This window comes from Sphingomonas suaedae (assembly GCF_007833215.1).
Lineage (GTDB): Bacteria > Pseudomonadota > Alphaproteobacteria > Sphingomonadales > Sphingomonadaceae > Sphingomonas > Sphingomonas suaedae.
Map to the genome: position 1 here is coordinate 1,753,490 of NZ_CP042239.1, position 22,807 is coordinate 1,776,296.

The following is a 22,807-nucleotide window of genomic DNA, read 5'->3' on the forward strand; positions in this document are numbered from 1 at the left end:
ACGGAATGTTACAGCTCGAATCGTTCGAGCGTCACCAGACTGTCATGCGTCTATAGGGATATACCCTCGGATCGCCGCGACCCGAGCGATCCAGGCGCGCACCGCCGGAAATGGCGACAATGCAAAGCCGCCCTCTTCGGCGACGTGCGTATAGGCATAGAGGCAGATATCGGCGAGGCTCGGCGCATCGCCGACGAACCATTCCCGCCCGCCCAGATGTTCGTCCATCAGCCTGAGCGCCGCCAAGCCAGCCGCGCGCTTGCCCGGCAGCAACGCGCGCTGAAGGTCGTCGAGATTCGCCTCGCCCACCCAGCCCATCCAGAACCGCACGGTCGCGATGTTGGGCTCGTGATTATACTGCTCCCAGAACATCCAGCGCAGCATGTCCGCCCGGTCGAACGGGTCGGCGGGAATCAGCGCGCTCCCATCGGCCAGGTAAAAGCACGCCGCATTGCTCTCCGGCAGAAATCGATCGCCATCCTGCAACACCGGAATCCGTCCATTGGCGTTGACATTGGCGAGAAACGCGGGCGTCCGCGTCTCCCCCGCCATGATGTCATAGCCGCGCCGTTCGATCGCCGTGCCGGTCAGCGCGGCGGTCAGCCGAATCTTGTAGCAATTCCCCGACGGCGCATATTCATGCAGGATCAGCGGCACCGCCCGTCTCCGTCGGTTTCGCTGCCGCACCGAGCGAGACGTCGCCGGCCGCCGCCGCGCCCTTGACCAGCCCGTCGAGCGAGCCGCCGTCGAAACCCAGTTCCTTCATCAGCCCGTCCAGCATCGGCGCCTGCGCGCGATAGCGCAGCGCCGCCGCGACCGCGGAATCGGCGAGGTTGCCGTCGCCATTGCCGCCGCCGCTCGCCGCACCGGCACCGCCAGCGCCGCCCGACGTGAGCCCGTCGACCTGGACGATCTTGATGCTGTCGATCGCCTCCATCGGCTTGGCCGCCTCGCGGATCACCTCGGGCAGCACCTTGAGCAGCGCGAGCTTGGTCTGGAGCGAGATCTGGTCGGAGGACAATAAATTCGCCGCCTCGTTGATCGCCCGCTGGCCCGCCGCCTCGACCTCGAACCGCACCCGGTCCGCCTCGGCGCGCAGCTTCGCCGCCTCGGCCTCACCCTCCGCGACCAGCCGCGCGGCTTCCGCGCGATCGGCTGCCGCCTGTTTCTCGGCCTCGGCTTCGACCTTCACGCCGATCGCCGCACGCTCCGCCTCACGCGCCGCGTCGATCAGTTCGATGCGCTTGGTACGCTCGGCGATCTCGGCCTCGCGCGCGGTCGAAACCTGCTCCTCGGCGACCACCGCCGCCGCGCGTGCCTTGTCGGCCTCGGCGCGCGACTGGCTTTCCTCGCGGCTCTTGTTCTGCACCGCGATCTGCTGTTCCTGCCGGGCAAGCTCGAGCGCCAGGGTCTGTGCGATCTGCGCTTCCTTGACCGCACGGTCGGCCTCGATCTGCGAGCTGTCGATCTGTTTCTTCGCCTCGATCCGCGCCTGGTCCGCCTCGCGGGTGCGCAGCGCCTGTTCCTGCGCCACTTCCGACGCCTGCGCCGCGCGCTTCAGCTCGATCTCGCGCTCCTGCTCCAGCCGCGCGAATTCGGTGTCGCGGCCGATCAGAAAGGACTGGCGCTCGGCCTCCAGATTCTTGGTCTCGATCTGGACGCGGGTATCCTGTTCGATGTCGTTGCGCGTCTTTTTGCGCAGTTCGATCTGCTCGGTCAGCTTGGTCAGGCCCTCGGCGTCGAACGCGTTATTGGCGTTGAAATGCTCGATCGACGTCTGGTCGAGCCCGGTCAGCGACACCGATTCCAGCTCCAGCCCGTTCATCGCCAGATCGGCGGACGACACCTGCTGCACCTTCTGCACGAACTCCGCGCGCTGCTCGTGCAGCTGGTTCATCGTCATCCCGGCCGCGACCGAGCGAAGCGCATCGACGAACTTGCCCTCGACCAGTTCCTTCAGCGCATCGGGATTCATCGTCCGCATACCCAGTGTCTGCGCGGCGGTCGCGATCGACTGGCTGTCGGGCTTCACCCGCACATAGAATTCGGCCTTCACGTCGATCCGCAGCCGGTCGAGCGTGATCAGCGCATCGGCGTTCTTGCGCTCGACCGCCAGCCGGACGGTGTTCATGTTGACCGGCATCGTCTCATGGAACACCGGCAGCACCAGCGCGCCGCCGTTGATGACCACCTTTTCGCCGCCAAAGCCGGTGCGGACGAAGCCGATCTCCTTCGATGCGCGCTTGTACAGCCGCGCGATCACCAGCCCGACGATCAACAGCGCCAGCAAGCCCATGCCCGGATAGATCAGATAGGGCAGGATCGATCCCCCCGTCGTCGCCACGTCCTGCATCGTCTAAACCCCCAATCTCGGCAGATGATGATCGCCATAAGCGATCGCACGAAAGACGCCGCCCTCGCGCCGCACCAGCAGCACGCGTTCGCCTTCCTCGAAAATCTGGTCGGCATTATCGGGCTCGACCATCAGATAATGCGCCTGGCCGTGCCAGTCTTCGACGCGCGCCCGTGCGGGTGATCCGGTCGCAGCGCGTCCGGTAACGATATGCGCCTGGCTTCCGACCAGATCGCCCACATCGATCGCCGTCGTGTGATCCTGCGGCAGGATCGGCGCGAGCAGCCGCGCCGACAACCCCGTAGCGGGCAGCGCCAGCGCTCCCGCCCCCGGCACCGCGATCCACCAGGGCAACAGCGTTCCGGCAACGTCCGCCGCGATCTGCTGCCCCACCAGCCCGATCAGCCCGAAGCTCGCCAGCAGCAGCACCAGCACCACCAGCAACGGCACCCGCCCGAATCCCATCCAGTCGAGCCAGTCGGGCGCGTCGAAATCCGCGTCGCCGGACAGCCCGATCGCTTGCACGAGTCCCAGCAGCAGCATCAGGACGAGCGCCGATACGAAGACGATATTCTCCGGCGCGAGCAGAAAGGCGAACACGTAGAAACCCCCGATTCGCCGCTCAGTCTAGGGGGTTGCCACGCCCCCCGCTATCGAATCCGGACGGCTCAGACGGTCAGCACGATCTTTCCCATATGCGCGCCGCTCTCCATCCGGCGATGCGCTTCCGCCGCCTCGGCGAGCGGATAGGTCCGGTCGATCGCCGGGCGCAGACGCCCGTCCGCCACGAACGGCCATACCGTACGCGCCAGTTCGTCGGCGACCAGTGTCTTGAACGCCACGTCCCGCGCGCGCAGCGTCGATCCGGTCAGCGTCAGGCGGCGGCGCATGATCTCGAACACCGGCACGGTCGCCATCGCGCCGCCCTGCACCGCGATCGATACGTGACGCCCGTCTTCGGCCATGCACTTGATGTTGCGCGCGACATAGTCGCCGCCCACCATGTCGAGCACGACATCCACGCCGCGCCCCTCGGTCAGGTCGCGAACGCGCGACACGAAATCCTCGGTCTTGTAGTTGATCGCGTGATCGGCACCGTGCCTCAGGCAGGCGGCGACCTTCTCGTCGCTCCCGGCCGTCACGATCACCTTGACCCCGAACAGCGTGCATAGCGAAATCGCCATCGTGCCGATCCCGCTCGTCCCGCCATGGACCAGCACCGTATCCCCCTCGCTCGCATAGCCGCGCTCGAAGAGGTTGGTCCACACGGTGAACAGCGTCTCGGGCATTGCCGCCGCCTCGACCATCGACAGCCCCTCGGGCACCGACAGACACTGGCCGAGCGGCGCGACGGAATATTCGGCGTAACCGCCCCCCGCGACCAGCGCACACATCGGCTGGCCAATCATCTCGGGCGGAACATCGTCGCCGACCGCGACGATCTCGCCCGCCACTTCGAGTCCCGGTATCGAGGTCACCCCCGGCGGCGGGGGATAGCCGCCCATCCGCTGAAGGACGTCGGGCCGGTTCACCCCGGCGGCGGCGACGCGGATCAGCACCTCGCCCGGCCCGGGCACCGGCACCGGTCGCTCCACCGGCACCAGCACCTCCGGCCCGCCGGGCTGCGCGGGATCGATGGCCGTCATAAGCTCGGGCAGATGCATGATATTCCCCCTGTCTCGCCGTGAATCGCGGCGTCATGGGGCCACGTCAAGGCCGCACCTGCGCAGATCGATCACCATCGGCACAGGCGGTGCTTGACAGGCGGAGGCGCGCGCCCGACCTTGGGCACCATGGACTCGGACGATCTTCCCCGCCGAACCAACGATCCCGCCGCTCAGCTCGCGCGCCAGGACCTCGATCCGCTGTCGGTGGCGGAGCTTGAGGAACGCATCGCCCTGCTTGAGGCCGAAATCGCGCGCTGCCGTGGCAGGATTGAACATGCCGTTAACCATCGCGCAAGCGCGGATGCCCTATTCAAACGATGAGTGGAGCACCGAACCCCGGGCGTCACGCTATAAGACTCTCCGGGGCAGGTGCGGCGCTTGATGCACGGTACGGGGCTCCCGACATAGGGGATGCACGGGCCGCGTATGGCCCGACTGGAGTTGACCTCAATGCCTAGTTTCGCTTCCGCCCTCGAATCCACCCTCCACCGCGCCCTGGAAGCGGCCAGCGCGCGCCGCCACGAATATGCGACGCTCGAGCATCTGCTGCTCGCGCTGGTGGACGACGAACATGCCAGCAAGGTGATGGGCGCGTGCGGGGTGGACCTGGGCGAACTCCGCACCACCGTCGCCCATTATCTCGATACCGAGCTTCAGGCGCTGCGCGTCGACCAGACCACCGACCCCTCGCCGACCAGCGGCTTCCAGCGCGTGGTCCAGCGCGCGATCCTGCACGTCCAGTCCTCGGGCCGCGACGAAGTGACCGGTGCCAACGTCCTCGTCGCCCTGTTCAGCGAGCGCGAAAGCTATGCCGTCTATTTCCTGCAGCAGCAGGATATGAGCCGCCTCGACGCGGTCAGCTATATCAGCCACGGCGTCGGCAAGGGCAGCCAGCCGACCGAGGCGACGCCGCCCAAGGGCGCGGACGAGGAAAAGCCCGCCAAGGGCGACGGCAAGAAGGGCGAGAGCGCGCTCAAGCAGTTCACCGTCAACCTCAATGAGAAGGCCAGGTCAGGGAAGGTCGACCCGCTGATCGGCCGCGGGCCGGAAGTCGACCGCACCGTCCAGATCCTGTGCCGCCGGTCCAAGAACAACCCGCTCTATGTCGGCGATCCCGGCGTCGGCAAAACCGCGATTGCCGAGGGCCTGGCGCGCAAGATCATCGAGGGCGATGTGCCCGACGTGCTCAAGGAAGCCGTGATCTACTCGCTCGACATGGGGGCGCTGCTCGCCGGCACCCGCTATCGCGGCGATTTCGAGGAGCGGCTGAAGCAGGTCGTTTCCGAACTCGAAAAGCTGCCCCATGCGGTGCTGTTCATCGACGAGATCCACACCGTGATCGGCGCGGGCGCGACCTCGGGCGGCGCGATGGACGCCTCGAACCTGCTGAAACCCGCTCTGTCGGGCGGCACGATCCGCTGCATCGGATCGACCACCTACAAGGAATTCCGCAATCACTTCGAAAAGGACCGCGCGCTGCTGCGCCGGTTCCAGAAGATCGACGTCAACGAACCGACGGTCGAGGATACGATCAAGATCCTTGCCGGCCTGCGCTCGGCGTTCGAGGACCATCACAACGTCAAATACACCCCCGACGCGATCAAGTCGGCGGTCGAGCTGTCGAGCCGTTACATCAACGACCGCAAGCTGCCCGACAAGGCGATCGACGTGATCGACGAGGTCGGCGCGATGCAGATGCTCGTGCCGCCCAGCCGCCGCAAAAAGACGATCACCCCGCGCGAGATCGAGGCGGTGATCGCGACCATGGCGCGCATCCCGCCGAAGACCGTGTCCAGCGACGACACCCGCGTGCTCGCCAACATCGAGACCGACCTCAAGCGCGTCGTGTTCGGCCAGGACAAGGCGATCGAGGTGCTGTCGAGCGCGATCAAGCTCAGCCGCGCGGGCCTGCGCGATCCGGAAAAGCCGATCGGCAACTATCTGTTCTCCGGCCCGACCGGCGTCGGCAAGACCGAGGTGACCAAGCAGCTCGCCGAACTGCTCGGCATTCCGCTGCAGCGTTTCGACATGTCCGAATATATGGAGGCGCACTCGGTCAGCCGCCTGATCGGCGCCCCTCCGGGCTATGTCGGCTATGATCAGGGCGGCCTGCTCACCGATGCGGTCGATCAGAACCCGCATTGCGTGCTCCTGCTCGACGAGATCGAGAAGGCGCATCCGCAGCTGTTCAACATCCTGCTTCAGGTGATGGACAACGGAAAGCTGACCGATCACCACGGCAAGTCGGTCGATTTCCGCAACGTCATCCTCATCATGACGACCAATGCGGGCGCCAGCGACATGGCAAAGGAGAGCATCGGCTTTGGCGAAATGAGCCGCGAGGATGTTCAGGAAGACGCGGTGAAGAAGCTCTTCACCCCCGAATTCCGCAACCGGCTCGATGCGATCGTGCCGTTCGACTATCTCCCGACCAAGGTGGTCGAGCGGGTGGTGGAGAAGTTCATCCTCCAGCTCGAACTCCAGCTCGCCGACCGCAACGTCCACATCGCGCTGGACGACGCGGCGAAGGCCTGGCTCACCGAACGCGGCTATGACAAGCTCTACGGCGCGCGCCCGATGGGCCGGTTGATCCAGGAAAAGATCAAGCAGCCGCTGGCCGAGGAGCTGCTGTTCGGCAAGCTCGTCCATGGCGGCGAGGTCGAGGTGAAGCTCAAGGACGGCGCCCTGACCTTCGCGATCACCCCGGCGCCGCCGAAACGCCCGAAAAAGGGCGGCAAGAGAGCGGTGCCTGCCAAGGCGAAGTGATCCGCGCCTGAGCTGAGAAACGAAGCCGCCCCGGTTAAAGCCGGGGCGGTTTTGCTTTGCCACCGCTTCTCTTAGCCCCTCCCGCCTTCAGGGGAGGGGGTGGGGGAGGTCTTCTTTCTTCTTTTTCCTCCGCAACAAACGCGCGGCTTCAAATCCGGACGCGGCCATACCCCACCACCTCTCCCCCTTTCCGTCATGCTGAACTCGTTTCAGCATCCACCGCGTAACAAGCGACTGAGCCGCTGGCGGAGAGGTGGATACCGAAACACGTTCAGGATGACGGAGGGATGCGCAGCCGAGGGATTGCCATGTCGGCTGATCGGCCCGCACTATGGCCGCATGAGTGACACGCGAGGCGAGTTGGCAATCCGGTCGCGGCATGGGCTGCTACGCGACATAATCCCAATCTACAGTATCCGTCAGCTTATCCTCAACCTAGCGGCACTCTGCCTTATCCTGTCGCTTAGCGTCTGGGCCCTACCAAAAAATCCCGTCCTCTTGATGGCGATTATGCTGGGCTGGGTGTTTCAGTTCGCATCGCGCCCAACGGTCATGGCTGTGTCGGATGGACAAGCGATGTGGCTTGAAGGCGTGCTGGCAGCTCAAGGCTTCTACGAAAAGTCCGACGTGGACGGCAGTTGGCGGCTGGCTGACATCAATTGGTGGAGCCACTTTCCGCACCAATTCATCAGGTTCGACCGCGGCGAACAAGTGATCGTGATTGCCCCGCGCGACGTGATGGAGTCGATCCGCTCAAGCATCGAGCTTATCGAAGAGCATACCGAACTCACCTTTTCCGCAGAGGATCTGCCGTTCGTGTTCGAGTCCCCCGAGCCCGAGTCTGACCTGCCCTGGCACATGCACGTACCAGGTGCCTTGCTCGGCACGATTTGCGTGGGGGCATTTCTGGGATGCCTGTTCAGCGGCCAAATGGAGAGGATGTCAGAATGGGGTGTATCGGCGGCCGCGTTAAGCGCGGGGCGCATCGACACGGTAATCCTGCACATGTTCGCCCATGGCAGCGTCATGCATCTGGTGATGAACATGACCGCACTTGCCGCGATCGGGCCCGCGCTGACGTCCCGCTTGGGAACATTGCCGCTTAATTGGCTCCGTTTCTGGGCCGTGTTTGTGTTGAGCGCGTTCGCAGGTGCCGCGCTATTCCTCACCCTTCACCCCACAGGCACGGTGCCGATGGTTGGCGCTTCCGGCGGACTGTACGGCTTGATCGGGTTGCTGATCCGACTGCCCGCCATTGGCGAGCCGATGCTTGAGGTAACGTCACGCAACATCCGCCGGGCCGCATGGGATCTCGCAAAACAGAACGCGTTTCTCTTCGCGCTGCTCGCTCTCATGACATGGTCCAGCGGCTCTGCCGGAGGCCTCGCGTGGGAGGCGCATCTGGGCGGGTTTCTGTTCGGACTGCTGATCGGGCCGAAGCTGCTACCGCAGTCGCCTAGTCCAAAGATGCCTGCAGCGGCGGTTGCCTCAATCACGGCATCCGCTGACTAGCTAGCGCGTCGACTGTTGGAGCACTGCCGCAACTCCACCAACCTCAACGCCGAACCACAATCACCGTCGTCGCCACCGGCGGCGGCGGCGCATACCACGCCGCGGGCCGCACGCACCGGTCCCGGCACGCCCGCAACTGCACCGCGCGCTCCACCGCCAGCCGTCGCCAGGCGCGCGCCTTGCGGATCAGCCGGTCCACCTGCCATTCGGTGCTTTCCCACGCGCCATCGCGGCAGGCGCGGTCCCATCCGCAGATGCGGTCGATGCCCTTGTCGATCCGCGCGGCAAGGATATCGATCCCCGCCTCGGTCGAAAGGTCCAGCCCCGCCGCGGGCACGGCGATCTGCCGCGTCTCGTAACGGTCGCGTGCATCGGCCGACGCAACAGGGACCAGGACTGCGGCCGATACCGCCAGAATGAGCAATCGATTCATATACGCCTCGCTTACAAGACCATAGCGTCTTGGCCGCGGCGCGTTAACCATCGTGTGTGAGCGCGCGTCCCGCCTTCGGACAGGCAATGCGTTGCCAGCGCCTCCCCGGCCCTCATTTCGCTCTTCGTTGAATCACGAGAAAATTTACCACTTGTTCGCGTTCCGGACGATAGAGCCGGTCCAATGATGCGGGCCGTTGCAGCGCTGATCTGGATCGCGTTCACGCTCGCCGGGGCGTGGGCACCCCCCGCTTATGCCAATGCCTCGGGGTGGAGCGCGGGCACCACCGGCCGCCCGCTCGCCGTCTGCATCCGCCCCGCCCGGCCCGGCGACGACCCGCGCGCCATCGTCCGCGATCTGGCGGGATTCGATTGCGCGACGCCGCAACAGCAGTTCGGCCCCGGCGATTTCTGGGTCGTTTCCCAGCCGATCGGCGAACGCTCCCGCTCGCGCCGCCCGCTCGCCGCGCGGATCGGCAGCGTGTGGCAGGAACGGGTGACGCTCCATGTCCTCTATGCCGATGGCCGGATGCGCATCGCGACCACGCAAAATACCAGTCGCCGTATCCAGATCGGCGCCGTGGTCGAGGACCCCCTGCCCCGCCTGCCCGTCGCGGTCGATCGGCTGTTGTGGAAGATCGAGGGGTCGGCGAACATGCGCGGGATCCTCATCAATCCGCGGCTCGCGACCCAGGCGGAAAGCCATCGCGCCAATCTCGCGATGACGCTGCTCTATGGTGCGTTCGGCGGGCTGTGCATCGCGCTGCTGGTCTATAATCTCGCTCTCTGGGCGTCGCTGCGGCACCGTTTCCAACTGGCCTATGGCCTGATGATCGCGGCGCTGATGGCCTATGCCGTGACGTCCTCCGGCGCACTCGCCTGGGCGATGCCGGACATCGACAACAATATCCGGCTGCGGATCAACTATCTGCTGCTCAGCATCGCCGCCGCGTCCGCCTTGTGGTTCGCGCGCACCTTTTTCGAAACGCATATCTTCGGGCCGCGCCTGCGCCGCCTGATCCGCTGGACGATCGCCGCGCTGTTGCTGACCGGGGCCGCCGTCGCGCTGTTCGCGCCGCTCACGCCCCGCCTCTTCGACGCGGCGTATAGCTGGGTATTTGTCGGCACCTTCGTCACGGTCGCGGCGATCATCGTCTCCGCATGGCGCCGCCGCTCCAACTTCCTCTGGCTTTTCGCTATCGCCTGGGCCGCGCCGATCCTCGCGGCCGGGATGCGCGTCTTCGCCAGCCTGGGTCTCATTCCGTGGAGCTTTCTCCTCGACAACTCCACCTTGCTGTCGATGGCGGCGGAGGCGCTCATCTCCTCGGTCGCCATCGCCTATCGCATTCGCCTGCTCAGCCGCGAGCGCGACCAGGCGGTGGCGGCGGAGACGGTCGCGCGTCGCCTTGCCGATATCGATCCGCTGACCGGCCTGCTCAACCGCCGCGCCTTTCTCGGCCAGGCGATCGGGCGGCACGGACCGCAGACGTTGCTGGTGCTCGACCTCGACCACTTCAAACAGGTCAACGAAACGATCGGCCATGACGGCGGCGATGAAGTGTTGCGGATCGTCGCGCGGACGCTCCGCGCGCTGGCCCCGCCCAACGCCCTGATCGCGCGCGTCGGCGGCGAGGAGTTCGCCGTCGTGACCGACGCCGCCCATCCGCTCGATCCCGAAGGACCGCTCGACCGGCTTCGCTCGACCCGTATGCCCTTCGACCTGCCGGTCACCGCCAGCATCGGCACTGCCACCGGCCCGCTGGCCAACGAAAAACAGTGGAAGGCGCTCTACCGCGCTGCCGACCGCGCGCTCTTCGCCGCCAAGGCCGCCGGACGCGATCGCGCCAAAGCGGCCTGAAATCGAGCGAATTCACTTTCCGTTCAGCCAGAATATGCCTAATGACCGCCCCATCGGGAGGCGGCGATGGACCAGTTGAACAAGCGCAGGATCGCATTGGCCGCGGGCGGCGCATCGCTGCTGGCGCTCGGCGCAGTCGTCCACCCCTCGGCGGATATCCACATCCTCACCCATGAAGCGACCGACTCCGCACCGCGCAAGATTCAGGCTGCGGTCGATGTCGGCGTGATGGCGGTTTCGGTACTCTACACCTGGACCGAGCGGACCATTCGCCGCTGACTTGCGCAGCCCGGGGGCTGTGCTTACACCTGTGTAAATGAGCGATCCCGAACGAGTTTGGCCCGAGCACGCCTGGCGTACCGCCTATCGTCATCCCGGCCCTTGGGACCAGACCCTTCCGCCGCTTTCCATGGTCGCCGCGTTCGAGGAATCGGCGCGCCGCATGGGCGACGCCCCGCTGCTCGATTTCCTCGGCCGCCACTACAGCTATGCCGAGACGCTCGACGGCGCCAACCGCGTCGCCTGCGGCCTGCGCGCGATGGGCTATGGCAAGGGCGACCGCATCGGCCTGTTCCTGCCCAATGTGCCGCATTATGTCGCCGCCTATTACGGCATCCTCAAGCTCGGCGCGACGGTGGTCAATTTCTCGCCGCTCTATACGGTGGACGAACTCGCCGACCAGGTCGCCGATAGCGGCACCCGCCTCCTCTTCACGCTCAGCGCCACCGCCTTGCTCCCCACCGCGGTCAAGGTGCTGGAGGCCAGCGCACTCGAACGCCTCGTCGTCGGATCGGTCGCCGGCGCGCTGCCCGCGACCAAGTCGATCCTCTACCGCATGTTCAAGCGAAGCGAGGTCGCAGAAAAGCCCGACGACCCCCGCATCACCGCCTTCTCGCAACTCATCGCCAATGACGGCGCGTGCGAGACGGTCGAGATCGACCCGCAGACCCATCTCGCGCTGATCCAATATACCGGCGGCACCACCGGCGTGCCCAAGGGCGCGATGCTCACCCACCAGAATCTGTCCGCCAATGCCCGCCAGGTCGCCCGGCTCGACCCCGAACTCGGCACCAGCCATGACAAGGTGCTCGGCGTCCTCCCCTTCTTCCACGTCTTCGCCAACACCTGCGTCCTCAACCGCACCGTGCTGACCGGCGGGGAGATCGTGATGCTCCCCCGCTTCGACGCGGCACAGGCGCTCGCCGCGATCGACCGCACCCGCCCCGTCGCGCTCCCCGGCGTGCCGACCATGTTCCAGGCGCTGATCGACCATCCGAAGTCGGCCTCGACCGACTGGTCCAGCCTCAAATACTGCATCTCCGGCGGCGCCCCCCTCCCCGCCGAGCTCAAGAAGCGCTTCGAAGCCGCGACCGGCGCGACGCTGATCGAGGGCTATGGCCTGTCCGAAAGCTCCGGCGTCGTCTCCGCCAACCCTTATCAGGGCGAGGGCAAGTCCGGCACGATCGGCCAGCCCATCGTCGCCACCCGCGTGCGGCTGGTCGACAAGGAAGATCCCTCACGCGACGCGCCGGACGGCGAACCGGGCGAGATCGTCATCGCCGGACCGCAGGTGATGGCCGGATACTGGAACCGCCCCGACACCGACGGCTCCACCTTCTGCCACGACGCCACCGGCCAGCGCTGGCTGCGCACCGGCGATGTCGGCCAGATCGACGCAGACGGCTTCATCCGCATCGTCGACCGGCTCAAGGACATGATCTCGGTCGGCGGATTCAAGGTCTTCCCGAAGCATGTCGAGGAAGTCCTCTACCGCCACCCCGCGGTCAAGGAGGTGCTGGTCGTCGGGATGCCCGACCCCCGCCTCGGCGAAATCCCCCGCGCCTATGTCGCGCTGAACGCCGACGCGGAGGCGGTGACCGGCGAGGGGCTGCGCACCTGGCTCAACCCCCAGGTCGGCAAGCATGAGCGCGTCGACGCGGTGGTGGTTCGGGAGAAACTGCCCAAGACGATGATCGGGAAGTTGAGTCGCAAGGATTTGCTTCTGGAAATCGCGGCGGAGGCGGCGGCCTCTTAAGCCCCCCCTTCTTCTAAAGCCCCTCCCGCTCGCGGGAGGGGTCGGGGAGGGTCTTCTTCTTTTTTTGAGGCAGCCCCCCACACCCCGTTTGTGCTGAGCTTGTCGAAGCACCGTTCCCGCCCTCAACGAGCGCAGGCTGCGGCCCTTCGACAAGCTCAGGGCAAACGGAGGTTGGGACCCGGCAGTTGAGGCACTCTAAGCCCCTCCCCTTCAGGGGAGGGGTGGGGGGTGGGGCGTCTCAGTCTCACCGAGACCGACGTGCCAAGAGGATAGGCCCCACCCCAACCCCTCCCCTGAAGGGGAGGGGCTTAAGAAGGCCGCACCTCATCCTTCCAACCCATGACCGCCGGCACCCCGCGATCCATCCGTCACCCCGGCCCTGTGCCGGGGTCCACCCCACCCCACGCCCAGCGACAGACCCTCGCGCACCGCGCCGGCCTCCCGGTAGACCCCGGCACAAGGCCGGGGTGACAACTGGAGAAAATCGAGCATTTTCATATGAATCGCTCTCGGTAGAGAGGCATCATTGATGTCCATCCACCGGCTGATATTCTGTCGTCATGTCGAAGACGCGCCTATTTTGCTTTGGATACGAAACGCCAACGCAGTTCGTGAATAACGCGACCAATGGCTGGGACGATGAGAATAGCGCTGCCATCTGGATAAAGGCCGCGTCAGACGAGGCAGCCATAGAGTGGGGCCGTGTCGTTGCCGCAAGCTTCGTGTCACACTTGTTTGAAGGAGCCGACAAGAACGGTTACTCATGGGTGAGCGCAAACTTCGCGCATTGGATCGAGACTGACCCAAACATCTTAGCCCATGCGACCGAGATTCCGATCATCACAGCCGGGGAAATGCCAGACTTTGTTGCCCTATCCCGCAGTACCTATCCGACCGCCCCCCTCACCCCCGCATCTCAGCCTTCAAATTCATAAACTCATGCAGCCCCCACGGCCCCAGCTCGCGGCCATGGCCCGACAGCTTGACCCCGCCGAACGGCGCGCCCGGCACTGACGCGAGCATCTGGTTCACCGCGGTCATCCCCGCCGCGATATCGCGCACCAGCCGCGCCTGCTCGTCGGCGTCGTTGGTCCACACGCTCGACCCCAACCCATAGGGCACTTCGTTCGCCAGCCGGATCGCATCGTCCAGCGACTCCGCCCGGAACAGCATCGCGACCGGCCCGAAAATCTCCTCCTTGGCAAAGTCCGCCTCGGGATCGACCTCAGTCAGCACCCCCGCGTGCATCCACGCCCCATCGCGGTCGATCTTCTCTCCGCCATGCAGCGTCGCCCCCGCCGCCACCGCACGCTCCAGCTGCTCCAGCACCGTATCGCGCTGCTCGACGCTCGACAGCGGCCCCATCTCGACCCCGTCTTCCATCGGATCGCCGATCTTCACCGCATCCATCGCCGCGACAAATTTCTCGGCGAACGCCTCGTACACATCGGCATGGACGATCATCCGCTTGGCGCAGATGCAGCTCTGCCCGGCATTCTGAATGCGCGCCTTCACCGCCGTCTTCACCGCTTCATCCAGATCAGCCGAGGGCATCACCACGAACGGGTCCGATCCGCCCAGCTCAAGCACCACCTTCTTGAGCGCGCGCCCGGCCGCCTCCGCAACCTTGGCCCCCGCCCCCTCGCTCCCGGTCAGCGTCACCGCGACCACACGTTTGTCGGCGATGATCCGCGACACCTTGTCCGACTTCACGGCCAAGTTCTGGAAAAGCCCGTCCGGCGCCCCCGCCGCGCTCACCATCTGCTGGATCAGCGCCGCGCACCCCTGCGTCAGCGAGGCGTGCTTCAACAACCCGACATTCCCCGCCAAAATCGTCGGCGCCAGCCAGCGCACCACCTGCCAGTACGGGAAATTCCACGGCATGATCGCCAGCACCGGCCCCAGCGGCAACCAGTGCGTCACCGCCCGCCCGGTCGGCAGCGCGAGCTCCTCGCCCTTCAGAAACTCAGGCCCATGCTCGACATAGTAACGGAACCCGGAAACGCATTTCTCCACCTCGGCCACCGCCGACACCAGCGTCTTGCCCATCTCCCGCGTCGCGGTTTCCGCCAGATGCGCCTTGTTCGCCTCGAACCGATCGGCAATCGCGGTCAGCAGCGCGGTCCGCTGCTCAACCGGACTCACCCGCCACGATGCGAACGCCGCCTCGGCGCGCACCAGCGCCGCCTCGACGCCGTCGCCGTCCAGTTCCTCGAACGTCTCGCCCGTCTCGCCCGTCGCCGGATTGATGCTGGTAAACATGCGCGCTCCTTCGATGTCCTTGCTTTCCTGCGAAAGCAGGAACCTAGGGCCACACGCACTGCCGCCCGGGACCCTGGGCTCCTGCTTTCGCAGGAGAACACGCTGATGGCGCCATTCTACAGTCCACCGCCCAATCGCGGGAGGTTGAATTGGTTCCCCTGCCATCGCATAGCATCGCCATGACCGACGATATCGACATCGCTTCCCTGTCCTTCGAAGATGCGCTCAAGGAACTGGAGCGGATCGTCAGTCGGCTGGAAAGCGGCGACGCGCTGCTGGACGAGGCGATTGCGCTGTATGAACGCGGCGATGCGCTGCGCCGTCAATGCGCCGCCCGGCTCGATGCGGCACAGGCCCGGATCGAGGCGATTCGCGCCGACGCCAACGGCAATGTCACCGGCACCACGCCGTTCGCAGCAGGATGAGCACCCAGGTGGCGGACGCCAGCCTCTCGCTCCAGGCCGCGCTCCGCGATGTCGCGGCGGAGGTCGACCGCCAGTTCGACCATCTCCTCGCCGTCCCCGCCGATCCCCGCGCGCGGCTCTATGAGGCGATGCGCCATGCCGCGATCGGCGGCGGCAAGCGGCTCCGCCCGCTGCTCACCTTCGCCACCGCGCAACTCTTCGCGGTCGATCGCATCTGTGCCGCGCGCGCAGCCACCGCGATCGAGTGCATCCATGTCTATTCGCTGATCCATGACGATCTGCCGGCGATGGACGATGACGACATGCGCCGCGGCAAGCCGACGGTGCACAAGGCATTCGACGAGGCGACCGCGATCCTCGCCGGCGATTGCCTCCACGCGCTCGCCTTCGAGATTCTCGCCGATCCCGCCACCCATGCCGATCCCTTCGTCCGCAACGAACTGATCGCCGATCTCGCCCGCGCCTCCGGCCCATCGGGCATGGCGGGCGGCCAGATGATGGACCTGATGGCCGAGGGGCAGAGCTTCGACCTCGCCACCGTCACCCGCTGCCAGGCGCTCAAGACCGGCGCGCTGATCGCCTGTTCGGTCGAGGCCGGCGCGATCCTCGGCCGCGTCCCGCCGGAAGGCCGTACGGGCCTGCGCGGCTATGCCCGCGACATCGGCCTCGCCTTCCAGATCGCCGACGACATCCTCGACGTCGAGGGCGATCAGGACGCGGTCGGCAAACAGCTGCGCAAGGACGAAGCGGCGGGCAAGGAAACCTTCCTCACCCTGCTCGGCCTCGACCGCGCCCGCGAACAGGCGCGACTGCTCGTCAACCAGTCGATCGCCCACCTCCACAGCTACGGCCCCGAAGCCGACCTCCTCCGCGCCATCGCCCGCTTCGTGCTGGAACGGGACCGGTGAGGACACGCCTCACCGTCATCCCCGCGAACGCGGGGACCCATCTCCCGAACGCGCGTCGAGCGTAACGGCGAGATGGGCGGCTGGGTTTACATCCTCGCCAACCGCAAGAACGGCACACTCTACACCGGCGTTACCGCCGACATCGCCGCCCGAATGGTCCAGCACCGCGAAGGCACAGGCAGCCGATTCACCGCGCGCTATGGCGTGACCCGCCTCGTCTACGCCGGACCCCACGACGACATCACCGCAGCCATCGCCCGCGAAAAGGCGATCAAGAAATGGCGACGTGCCTGGAAAATCGAGCTGATCGAGCGCGACAATCCCGATTGGCGCGACTTGTTTTTCGACATCAACCGCTGATTGTGCTGTTAGCGCAGGAGATGGGTCCCCGCGTTCGCGGGGATGACGATGAGGGCTTTGATTCATGACCACTCGCACCGGCGTCTATCCCGGCACCTTCGATCCGATCACGCTCGGCCATATGGACATCATCCGCCGCGGCGCGAAGCTGGTCGACCGGCTCGTCATCGGCGTCACCACCAACCCGTCGAAGAATCCGATGTTCAGCGTCGCGGAGCGGATGGACATGGTCCGCCGCGAAGTGGCGGATATCGAAGGCGAAATCCATGTCGTCAGCTTCGATTCGCTGCTGATGGACTTTGCCGAGCGCGAGGGGGCGAGCATGATCGTGCGCGGCCTGCGCGCCGTCGCCGATTTCGAATATGAGTATCAGATGGCGGGGATGAACCAGCAGCTGAATGGCCGGATCGAAACCGTCTTCCTGATGGCCGATGTCTCGCTCCAGCCGATCGCCAGCCGCCTGGTCAAGGAAATCGCCCTGTTCGGCGGCGAGATCCGCAAATTCGTCCCCGCCACCGTGCGCGACGAGGTGGTCGCGCGGGTCGAGAAGATCGGCCGCAAGGGCAGCTGACCGCGCCGCGAAAAATCCACTTTCCTACAAGCGTCGATCCACAATATGTTCGTCCGCTCGATCGGTCGGGCGATCCGATCTGTGGGGCAAAGCTGACAGGATGAGGCGCGTTTCGCGTAACTTTGTCAGCTTTCGGGGCGGTTTGATCCTGGGTGGCTGCGCCCGCCGCATTCACTTTGCCGCAAGCGGCGATTTGCTCTAAGCCGCTCCAGTTTTCAGTCCGGTGGGGATTTCGATGCGTTTTGTTGCCCTGTTTCTCGCCCTGCTGACGTCGCTGATCGCGATGCCGGCCGCCGCCCAGATCGTCCCCCCGCCCGCCGGCCGCGCCGCCCCGCCGCCGACCACGGACAAGGAAAATCTGTGGATTCTCGACCTCTCGACGGGCGGGCGCGTCACCATCTGGCTGCGTCCCGATGTCGCGCCCAAATTCGTCGAACGGGTCAAGACGCTCACCCGCCAGAACTTCTATGACGGCCTGGTCTTCCACCGCGTGATCGAAGGCTTCATGGCGCAGGGCGGCGATCCCAAGGGCAATGGCACCGGCGGCAGCGACCTTCCCGACGTGCCCAAGGAATTCAACTATCTCCCGCACGTCCGCGGCGCCGTCGCGGCGGCGCGCGCGGAGAGCGAGGACAGCGCGAACAGCCAGTTCTTCATCATGCTCGTCCCCCGCCTTCAGCTCGACCAGAAATACACCGTGTTCGGTCGCGTGATCGACGGGATGCAATATGTCGACGCGATCCCGCGCGGCGAGCCGCCCGCGAACCCCGCCCGCGTCCTCCGCGCCTATATCGCCGCCGACAATCCGCCGCCCTACACGCCGATGGCCGCCGCGCCCGCGCCGACCCTCGACGCCCCCGCCGCGCTGCCCCCCGGCCCCGGCAAGTGAGCGTCCGCCCGGTCCTGCCGGGCGGCGACCAGGCATGAACGTCGACCTGTTCGATTTCGACCTGCCGCCGGAGCGGATCGCGCTGCGCCCCGCCAGCCCACGCGATTCGGCCCGGCTGCTACGACTCGACGGAGAGCGGACCGAAGACCGCAGCGTCGCCGACCTCCCCGCCCTGCTCCGCCGCGGTGACCTGCTCGTCTTCAACGACACCCGCGTCATCCCCGCCCAGCTCGAAGGGATGCGCGGCGAGGCCAGGATCGGCGCCACCCTCCACAAGCGCGAGGGGCCGCGCCACTGGATCGCTTTCATCCGCAACGCCAAAAGGCTGCGAGTCGGGGAGACGATCGACTTCGGCAATGGCGTCACCGCCACCGCCGAAGCGCGCCACGACGACGGCAGCTACACCCTGTTCTTCCCCGGCGACGAGCCCGTCGAGCTGCTGCTGGAGCGCGCCGGCCGGATGCCGCTCCCGCCCTATATCGCCGCAAAACGCCCCACCGACGCCCGCGACGCCGACGATTACCAGACGATGTTCGCCAGCGAACCCGGCGCCGTCGCCGCACCCACCGCAGCGCTGCACTTTACCCCCGCGCTGATGGCCGCGCTCGACGCCGCCGGGATCGGTCACACCACGCTGACCCTGCATGTCGGCGCGGGCACCTTCCTGCCGGTCAAGGCCGACGACACCGACGACCACCGGATGCACGCCGAATGGGGCCGCATCGATGCCGCCACCGCCGACCGGCTCAACGCCGTCCGCGCCGCCGGGGGCCGGGTGATCGCCGTCGGTACCACCAGTCTGCGACTGATCGAAAGCGCCACTGGCGAAGACGGCACGATCCGCCCTTTCGAAGGCGACACCGCGATCTTCATCACGCCCGGCTATCGGTTTCGCGGCATCGACGGCCTGCTGACCAATTTCCACCTCCCCCGCTCGACTCTGTTCATGCTGGTCTCGGCACTGATGGGTCTGGATCGGATGCAGGCGGCCTACCGCCATGCCATCGCCGCAAATTACCGCTTCTATAGCTATGGCGATGCCAGCCTGCTGCTTCCCGGAGACCCGCCCTGATCCGCCTGCTCCCCCTTACCCTTCTCGCCGCCACCCCGGCCGTTGCGCAGGAGCGCCCGGCACCGCCGCCCCCGGGCGAGGCGATGGCAACCCCGATCCCGCTGATGATCGCCGAGCCGGTGGCGATGGCGATCGCTGCGTTCGATTCCGACGGCGACGGGCTCGTCACCCGCGCCGAGTTCGACGCCGGGGTCGCGCGCAGCTTCCAGGCTTCTTCAAAAGGCGAGGCGTCGGTCGGCTATATCGGCTTTGGCGACTGGTCCGAACGCTGGCTCGGCAATCGCAATGCGCTCCCCAGCCCGTTCGAGGTCGATCAGGATGGCGACAACCGCATCACCCTTGCCGAATTGCAGGCGCGGTTCGCATTGTTCTTCAGCCGCTTCGATGCCGACAAGGACGGAGTCCTGCGGCGTAGCGAATTGCTCACCGTGCGCCCCGTCGCCCAGCCCGGCGGGCGCCCTGGCGAAGGCGAAAACCGTCGCCCTCAGCGCCGCCGCTGAGACTGGCGTGGATGCGCTAGCATCACATGCTGCACTGCGGTTAAGGTGATGCCGATGCACGGCTCACACCATCACCACGGCCCCGCCGCACATGGCCACGGGCATCATGGCCATAGCCATGCGCCAAGGGATTTCGGACGCGCCTTTGCGATCGGTACGATTCTCAATCTCGGCTTCGTGCTGGTCGAGGGGCTTGCGGGAATCGCCACCGGGTCGATGGCGCTACTCGCCGATGCGGGCCATAATCTTTCGGATGTGCTCGGCCTGCTGATCGCCTGGGGCGGCGCCTCGCTCGCCCGGCGCCCCGCCTCGCGCCGCTTCACCTATGGGCTCAGCAGCTCGACGATCCTAGGCGCGCTGGCCAACGCCGTATTGCTGCTGTTCGCGGTCGGCGCCATCGCCCTTGAGGCGGTGCGGCGATTCAGCGACCCGACCCCCGTTCCGGGCCTGACCGTCATGATCGTCGCAGGCGTCGGTATCGTCATCAACACAGCCACCGCGATGCTGTTCGTGCGCGGCGCCAAGGACGATCTCAACATCCGCGGCGCCTATCTCCACATGGCGGCGGATGCGGCCGTGTCGGCGGGTGTGGTCGTCGCAGGCGGCCTGATCCTGCTGACCAACGCCGCGTGGATCGATCCCGCAATCAGCCTGTTGATCGTTATCGTCATCCTGTGGAGCACCTGGGGCCTGCTGCGCGATTCGGTGGTGATGGCGCTCCACGCCGTCCCGCCGGGGATCGATCCGGACAAGGTCGAGGCGTCGATCGCTGGGCTGCCCGGCGTCACCCGTGTCCACGATCTGCACATCTGGCCGATGAGCACGACCGAGGTGGCGCTCACCGCGCACCTGTTGATGCCAGGGGGGCATCCGGGCGACGCCTTCCTCCACGACGCGCAGCACAGGCTGGCGCATGACTTCGGCATTCGCCATACAACGTTGCAGATCGAGATGGGCGATCATGATCCATGCGGTCTTCAATCCGGCCATGGCGGGCGCCCATGACTGAAGCGCCCGCGCCGCTGCGTCTCGTCATCTTCGATTTCGATGGCACACTGTCCGATAGCGGCGGCTGGTTCCTGTCGATCATCGATCATTTGTCCGACCGCTACGGCTTCCGCCGTGTCGCGCCACACGAGATCGAGCCGATGCGCAAGATGAGCTCGCGCGATGTGATCAGCCATTTGCGCATCCCGCGGTGGAAGCTGCCCTTCATCTCCCGCTACGTCCGCCGCCTGTTCGGCCGCAATACGCATCAGGTGAAGCTGTTCGACGGGGTGAGCGAAATGCTCGCGCAGATCGAAGCGATGGGCATTCCCCTCGCCCTGGTCACGTCGAACAGCGAGGCGAACGCCCGCGCGGTGCTGGGTCCGGACAACGCCGCACGGTTCAGCTGGTGGGCCTGTGGCGCATCCTTATTCGGTAAGGCGCCCAAATTCCGCAAGATCGTTCGAGCGAGTGGCATCCCCGTCGGACAGATGGTCTCGCTGGGCGACGAGACCCGCGACATCGACGCGGCACGCGAAGTCGGCATCCGAGCCGGGGCGGTGCTATGGGGTTATGCCGAGCCTGAGGCATTCGCCCACCTCAACCCCGACATCGCCTTTGCGACCCCCGATCAGGTCGTGGCGTTCGTGCGTCAGTCAGCCCAGATGGATCGCGAGCCATAGGGTCGGCGCGTCCGGGGCGGTTCGCGTCACCCAGTGGCGCTTGCCGCCGGGAATCAGCAGATGGTCGCCCGGCTTCAGTGCGACCTCCCCGCTGCCCTCGATTCGGATGCCCGCACTTCCCCGCAGCAGCAGGACCCATTCGTCCTCGACCTGGACGAAGGGCGCATCCTCCGGCGTCGTCTGGCCGTGCGAGACGATCCGCTCGATCCGCAGCCCCGGCCGGGCGAGTACTGCACTGAACACCTCGCTTGTCCGCGCATCGGGCAGATCGGCAAACAGATTGGCGACAGGCGGAACCACGCCCTTTTCATCGGCTTTGCTTGCCATTATCCCCTCAACACAGCATCGGACGCGCATGTCCCGCTTCACTTTCACCATCCACGCCACCGACGGCAAGGCGCGTACCGGAACGATCGCGATGCAGCGCGGCGAGATCCGCACGCCTGCCTTCATGCCCGTCGGCACCGCAGCCACCGTCAAGGCGATGAAGCCTAGGGATGTACGCGCTTCGGGCGCCGACATCATCCTCGGTAACACCTATCATCTCATGCTCCGCCCGACCGCGGAGCGGATCGATCGCCTCGGCGGGCTGCATCGCTTCATGGGCTGGGATCGCCCGATCCTCACCGACAGCGGCGGCTATCAGGTGATGAGCCTGTCCGACCTTACCAAACGCAGCGAGGAAGGGATCGTCTTCAAGTCGCATCTCGACGGCTCGCGCCACCTGCTCAGCCCCGAACGCTCGATGGAGATTCAGCGGCTGCTCGGCTCGAACATCGTCATGGCCTTCGACGAGCTCGTACCGACGACGTCGACGCGCGAGGTGCAGGCGGCCGCGATGGAGCGCTCGATGCGCTGGGCGAAGCGCTCCCGCGACGCATTCGACGCCGGCGGCGATCATGCCGCGAACAACGCACTTTTCGGGATCCAGCAGGGTGCGCTCGACCAGGATCTGCGGAAGGCGAGCGCCGATGCGCTGCTCGATATCGGCTTTGACGGCTATGCGGTCGGCGGCCTCGCGGTGGGCGAAGGACAGGAGGCGATGTTCGGCGTGCTCGATTACGCCCCCGGCCAGCTCGATGCCGCCAAGCCGCGCTATCTGATGGGTGTGGGCAAGCCCGACGACATCGTCGGCGCGGTCGAGCGCGGCATCGACATGTTCGACTGCGTTCTCCCGACCCGTTCGGGCCGCACCGGTCAGGGGTTCACGGCCAATGGCCCGATCAACATCCGCAACGCTAAATTTGCCGAGGATCAGGAGCCGATCGATGCGCAATGCGCTTGTCCTGTCTGCGCTAACTGGAGCCGCGCCTATCTGCACCACCTCGTCCGGTCGGGCGAAATCCTCGGCGCGATGCTGATGACCGAGCATAATCTGCATTTCTATCAGTCGCTGATGGCCGATCTGCGCGCCGCGATCGGCAAGGGGCGCCTGACCGCCTTCGCCAACGCGTTTCGTGCGCAATATTATGAGAATCGGAGCTGATTGCGCGTGCTGCGTCACTGTCCTACTTCTGCGCGATCAAG

Annotated in this window: 23 protein-coding genes; 16 read left to right on the forward strand and 7 right to left on the reverse strand. The window is 66.0% G+C overall.

What is annotated here, in order from left to right; all coding sequences use genetic code 11:
• Positions 1–42: 42 nt before the first annotated feature.
• The 4 genes from FPZ54_RS08390 to FPZ54_RS08405 form a co-directional block, all read right to left on the reverse strand.
• The gene (locus FPZ54_RS08390) at positions 43–657 is read right to left on the reverse strand and encodes a glutathione S-transferase family protein (protein WP_145846376.1); all 615 of its coding nucleotides are present in this window, start codon (positions 655–657) and stop codon (positions 43–45) included.
• A complete protein-coding gene (locus FPZ54_RS08395; RefSeq protein ID WP_145846378.1) occupies positions 638–2,353 on the reverse strand; it encodes a flotillin family protein in 1,716 nt (571 codons plus the stop codon). Before FPZ54_RS08395 ends, FPZ54_RS08390 begins: the two co-directional genes overlap by 20 nt.
• Positions 2,354–2,356: 3 nt before the next feature.
• Positions 2,357–2,953 (reverse strand): OB-fold-containig protein, encoded by a 597-nt coding sequence (locus tag FPZ54_RS08400; RefSeq protein WP_145846379.1) that lies wholly within the window; start codon positions 2,951–2,953, stop codon positions 2,357–2,359.
• Between the two features lie 68 nt (positions 2,954–3,021).
• Positions 3,022–4,017, reverse strand: coding sequence for an NAD(P)H-quinone oxidoreductase (locus tag FPZ54_RS08405; RefSeq protein WP_239019764.1), 996 nt, complete (start codon positions 4,015–4,017; stop codon positions 3,022–3,024).
• A gap of 129 nt (positions 4,018–4,146) precedes the next feature.
• On the opposite strand from FPZ54_RS08405, the gene FPZ54_RS08410 reads away from it, so the two are divergent.
• From FPZ54_RS08410 to FPZ54_RS08420, 3 genes are all read left to right on the forward strand, one after another.
• A complete protein-coding gene (locus FPZ54_RS08410; RefSeq protein ID WP_145846380.1) occupies positions 4,147–4,341 on the forward strand; it encodes a DUF1192 domain-containing protein in 195 nt (64 codons plus the stop codon).
• Between the two features lie 129 nt (positions 4,342–4,470).
• Positions 4,471–6,786, forward strand: a complete 2,316-nt coding sequence (clpA, locus tag FPZ54_RS08415; RefSeq protein ID WP_145846381.1) for an ATP-dependent Clp protease ATP-binding subunit ClpA — start codon at positions 4,471–4,473, stop codon at positions 6,784–6,786.
• A 501-nt stretch (positions 6,787–7,287) separates the two neighbouring features.
• Entirely contained in the window at positions 7,288–8,298 is a 1,011-nt protein-coding gene (locus FPZ54_RS08420) for a rhomboid family intramembrane serine protease (RefSeq protein ID WP_239019765.1), read from the forward strand.
• A gap of 43 nt (positions 8,299–8,341) precedes the next feature.
• Here FPZ54_RS08420 and FPZ54_RS08425 read toward each other — a convergent pair whose 3' ends face one another.
• Positions 8,342–8,731, reverse strand: coding sequence for a UrcA family protein (locus tag FPZ54_RS08425; protein WP_186456966.1), 390 nt, complete (start codon positions 8,729–8,731; stop codon positions 8,342–8,344).
• A 183-nt stretch (positions 8,732–8,914) separates the two neighbouring features.
• On the opposite strand from FPZ54_RS08425, the gene FPZ54_RS08430 reads away from it, so the two are divergent.
• The 3 genes from FPZ54_RS08430 to FPZ54_RS08440 all read left to right on the forward strand — a co-directional run bounded on the left by FPZ54_RS08430 (position 8,915) and on the right by FPZ54_RS08440 (position 12,623).
• A complete protein-coding gene (locus FPZ54_RS08430) occupies positions 8,915–10,588 on the forward strand; it encodes a GGDEF domain-containing protein (RefSeq protein ID WP_145846387.1) in 1,674 nt (557 codons plus the stop codon).
• Between the two features lie 66 nt (positions 10,589–10,654).
• Entirely contained in the window at positions 10,655–10,867 is a 213-nt protein-coding gene (locus FPZ54_RS08435) for a hypothetical protein (RefSeq protein WP_239019766.1), read from the forward strand.
• Between the two features lie 37 nt (positions 10,868–10,904).
• Positions 10,905–12,623 (forward strand): long-chain-fatty-acid--CoA ligase, encoded by a 1,719-nt coding sequence (locus tag FPZ54_RS08440; protein WP_145846389.1) that lies wholly within the window; start codon positions 10,905–10,907, stop codon positions 12,621–12,623.
• 903 nt (positions 12,624–13,526) lie between these two features.
• On the opposite strand, the gene FPZ54_RS08445 is transcribed toward FPZ54_RS08440, so the two are convergent.
• Entirely contained in the window at positions 13,527–14,885 is a 1,359-nt protein-coding gene (locus FPZ54_RS08445) for an NAD-dependent succinate-semialdehyde dehydrogenase (protein ID WP_145846390.1), read from the reverse strand.
• 179 nt (positions 14,886–15,064) lie between these two features.
• Here FPZ54_RS08445 and FPZ54_RS08450 point away from each other — a divergent pair, with 179 nt between their 5' ends.
• The 9 genes from FPZ54_RS08450 to FPZ54_RS08490 all read left to right on the forward strand — a co-directional run bounded on the left by FPZ54_RS08450 (position 15,065) and on the right by FPZ54_RS08490 (position 21,280).
• Positions 15,065–15,310, forward strand: a complete 246-nt coding sequence (locus FPZ54_RS08450) for an exodeoxyribonuclease VII small subunit (protein WP_145846392.1) — start codon at positions 15,065–15,067, stop codon at positions 15,308–15,310.
• A complete protein-coding gene (locus FPZ54_RS08455) occupies positions 15,307–16,218 on the forward strand; it encodes a polyprenyl synthetase family protein (protein ID WP_145846394.1) in 912 nt (303 codons plus the stop codon). Before FPZ54_RS08450 ends, FPZ54_RS08455 begins: the two co-directional genes overlap by 4 nt.
• Before the next feature lie 72 nt (positions 16,219–16,290).
• Positions 16,291–16,578 carry a GIY-YIG nuclease family protein gene (locus tag FPZ54_RS08460; protein ID WP_145846395.1) on the forward strand — a complete coding sequence of 96 codons (288 nt, stop codon included), beginning with the start codon at positions 16,291–16,293 and terminating at the stop codon, positions 16,576–16,578.
• A gap of 64 nt (positions 16,579–16,642) precedes the next feature.
• Positions 16,643–17,149, forward strand: coding sequence for a pantetheine-phosphate adenylyltransferase (gene coaD / locus FPZ54_RS08465; RefSeq protein WP_145846396.1), 507 nt, complete (start codon positions 16,643–16,645; stop codon positions 17,147–17,149).
• Positions 17,150–17,384: 235 nt separating this feature from the next.
• Positions 17,385–18,038, forward strand: a complete 654-nt coding sequence (locus FPZ54_RS08470) for a peptidylprolyl isomerase (protein WP_145846398.1) — start codon at positions 17,385–17,387, stop codon at positions 18,036–18,038.
• Positions 18,039–18,072: 34 nt separating this feature from the next.
• Positions 18,073–19,110, forward strand: a complete 1,038-nt coding sequence (queA, locus tag FPZ54_RS08475) for a tRNA preQ1(34) S-adenosylmethionine ribosyltransferase-isomerase QueA (RefSeq protein ID WP_145846399.1) — start codon at positions 18,073–18,075, stop codon at positions 19,108–19,110.
• A gap of 83 nt (positions 19,111–19,193) precedes the next feature.
• Positions 19,194–19,610: an EF-hand domain-containing protein gene (locus FPZ54_RS08480; RefSeq protein WP_145846401.1), complete on the forward strand. Its 417-nt coding sequence runs from the start codon at positions 19,194–19,196 to the stop codon at positions 19,608–19,610.
• 54 nt (positions 19,611–19,664) lie between these two features.
• The gene (locus FPZ54_RS08485; protein WP_145846404.1) at positions 19,665–20,615 is read left to right on the forward strand and encodes a cation diffusion facilitator family transporter; all 951 of its coding nucleotides are present in this window, start codon (positions 19,665–19,667) and stop codon (positions 20,613–20,615) included.
• On the forward strand, positions 20,612–21,280 hold the full coding sequence (locus FPZ54_RS08490; protein WP_145846406.1) for an HAD hydrolase-like protein: 669 nt from the start codon (positions 20,612–20,614) through the stop codon (positions 21,278–21,280). The genes FPZ54_RS08485 and FPZ54_RS08490 overlap by 4 nt, the downstream gene beginning before the upstream one ends.
• Here FPZ54_RS08490 and FPZ54_RS08495 read toward each other — a convergent pair.
• Positions 21,254–21,607 carry a cupin domain-containing protein gene (locus FPZ54_RS08495; RefSeq protein WP_145846407.1) on the reverse strand — a complete coding sequence of 118 codons (354 nt, stop codon included), beginning with the start codon at positions 21,605–21,607 and terminating at the stop codon, positions 21,254–21,256. The genes FPZ54_RS08490 and FPZ54_RS08495 overlap by 27 nt on opposite strands.
• Positions 21,608–21,635: 28 nt before the next feature.
• On the opposite strand from FPZ54_RS08495, the gene tgt reads away from it, so the two are divergent.
• Complete coding sequence (gene tgt / locus FPZ54_RS08500) at positions 21,636–22,766, forward strand: tRNA guanosine(34) transglycosylase Tgt (protein ID WP_145846409.1); 1,131 nt, start codon at positions 21,636–21,638, stop codon at positions 22,764–22,766.
• Positions 22,767–22,807: the final 41 nt, after the last annotated feature.

What these genes read in the sequence shown, in the direction of transcription:
- FPZ54_RS08455 (WP_145846394.1), top strand. Translation starts at nt 15,307, where the DNA reads ATGAGCACCCAGGTGGCGGACGCCAGCCTCTCGCTCCAGGCCGCGCTC.
- FPZ54_RS08420 (WP_239019765.1), top strand. Translation starts at nt 7,288, where the DNA reads ATGGCGATTATGCTGGGCTGGGTGTTTCAGTTCGCATCGCGCCCAACG.
- tgt (WP_145846409.1), top strand. Translation starts at nt 21,636, where the DNA reads ATGTCCCGCTTCACTTTCACCATCCACGCCACCGACGGCAAGGCGCGT.
- FPZ54_RS08495 (WP_145846407.1), bottom strand. Translation starts at nt 21,607, where the DNA reads ATGGCAAGCAAAGCCGATGAAAAGGGCGTGGTTCCGCCTGTCGCCAAT.
- queA (WP_145846399.1), top strand. Translation starts at nt 18,073, where the DNA reads ATGAACGTCGACCTGTTCGATTTCGACCTGCCGCCGGAGCGGATCGCG.
- clpA (WP_145846381.1), top strand. Translation starts at nt 4,471, where the DNA reads ATGCCTAGTTTCGCTTCCGCCCTCGAATCCACCCTCCACCGCGCCCTG.
- FPZ54_RS08470 (WP_145846398.1), top strand. Translation starts at nt 17,385, where the DNA reads ATGCGTTTTGTTGCCCTGTTTCTCGCCCTGCTGACGTCGCTGATCGCG.
- FPZ54_RS08445 (WP_145846390.1), bottom strand. Translation starts at nt 14,885, where the DNA reads ATGTTTACCAGCATCAATCCGGCGACGGGCGAGACGGGCGAGACGTTC.
- coaD (WP_145846396.1), top strand. Translation starts at nt 16,643, where the DNA reads ATGACCACTCGCACCGGCGTCTATCCCGGCACCTTCGATCCGATCACG.
- FPZ54_RS08395 (WP_145846378.1), bottom strand. Translation starts at nt 2,353, where the DNA reads ATGCAGGACGTGGCGACGACGGGGGGATCGATCCTGCCCTATCTGATC.
- FPZ54_RS08405 (WP_239019764.1), bottom strand. Translation starts at nt 4,017, where the DNA reads ATGCATCTGCCCGAGCTTATGACGGCCATCGATCCCGCGCAGCCCGGC.
- FPZ54_RS08450 (WP_145846392.1), top strand. Translation starts at nt 15,065, where the DNA reads ATGACCGACGATATCGACATCGCTTCCCTGTCCTTCGAAGATGCGCTC.
- FPZ54_RS08440 (WP_145846389.1), top strand. Translation starts at nt 10,905, where the DNA reads ATGAGCGATCCCGAACGAGTTTGGCCCGAGCACGCCTGGCGTACCGCC.
- FPZ54_RS08480 (WP_145846401.1), top strand. Translation starts at nt 19,194, where the DNA reads ATGGCAACCCCGATCCCGCTGATGATCGCCGAGCCGGTGGCGATGGCG.
- FPZ54_RS08425 (WP_186456966.1), bottom strand. Translation starts at nt 8,731, where the DNA reads ATGAATCGATTGCTCATTCTGGCGGTATCGGCCGCAGTCCTGGTCCCT.
- FPZ54_RS08435 (WP_239019766.1), top strand. Translation starts at nt 10,655, where the DNA reads ATGGACCAGTTGAACAAGCGCAGGATCGCATTGGCCGCGGGCGGCGCA.
- FPZ54_RS08460 (WP_145846395.1), top strand. Translation starts at nt 16,291, where the DNA reads ATGGGCGGCTGGGTTTACATCCTCGCCAACCGCAAGAACGGCACACTC.
- FPZ54_RS08430 (WP_145846387.1), top strand. Translation starts at nt 8,915, where the DNA reads ATGATGCGGGCCGTTGCAGCGCTGATCTGGATCGCGTTCACGCTCGCC.
- FPZ54_RS08485 (WP_145846404.1), top strand. Translation starts at nt 19,665, where the DNA reads ATGCACGGCTCACACCATCACCACGGCCCCGCCGCACATGGCCACGGG.
- FPZ54_RS08410 (WP_145846380.1), top strand. Translation starts at nt 4,147, where the DNA reads ATGGACTCGGACGATCTTCCCCGCCGAACCAACGATCCCGCCGCTCAG.
- FPZ54_RS08490 (WP_145846406.1), top strand. Translation starts at nt 20,612, where the DNA reads ATGACTGAAGCGCCCGCGCCGCTGCGTCTCGTCATCTTCGATTTCGAT.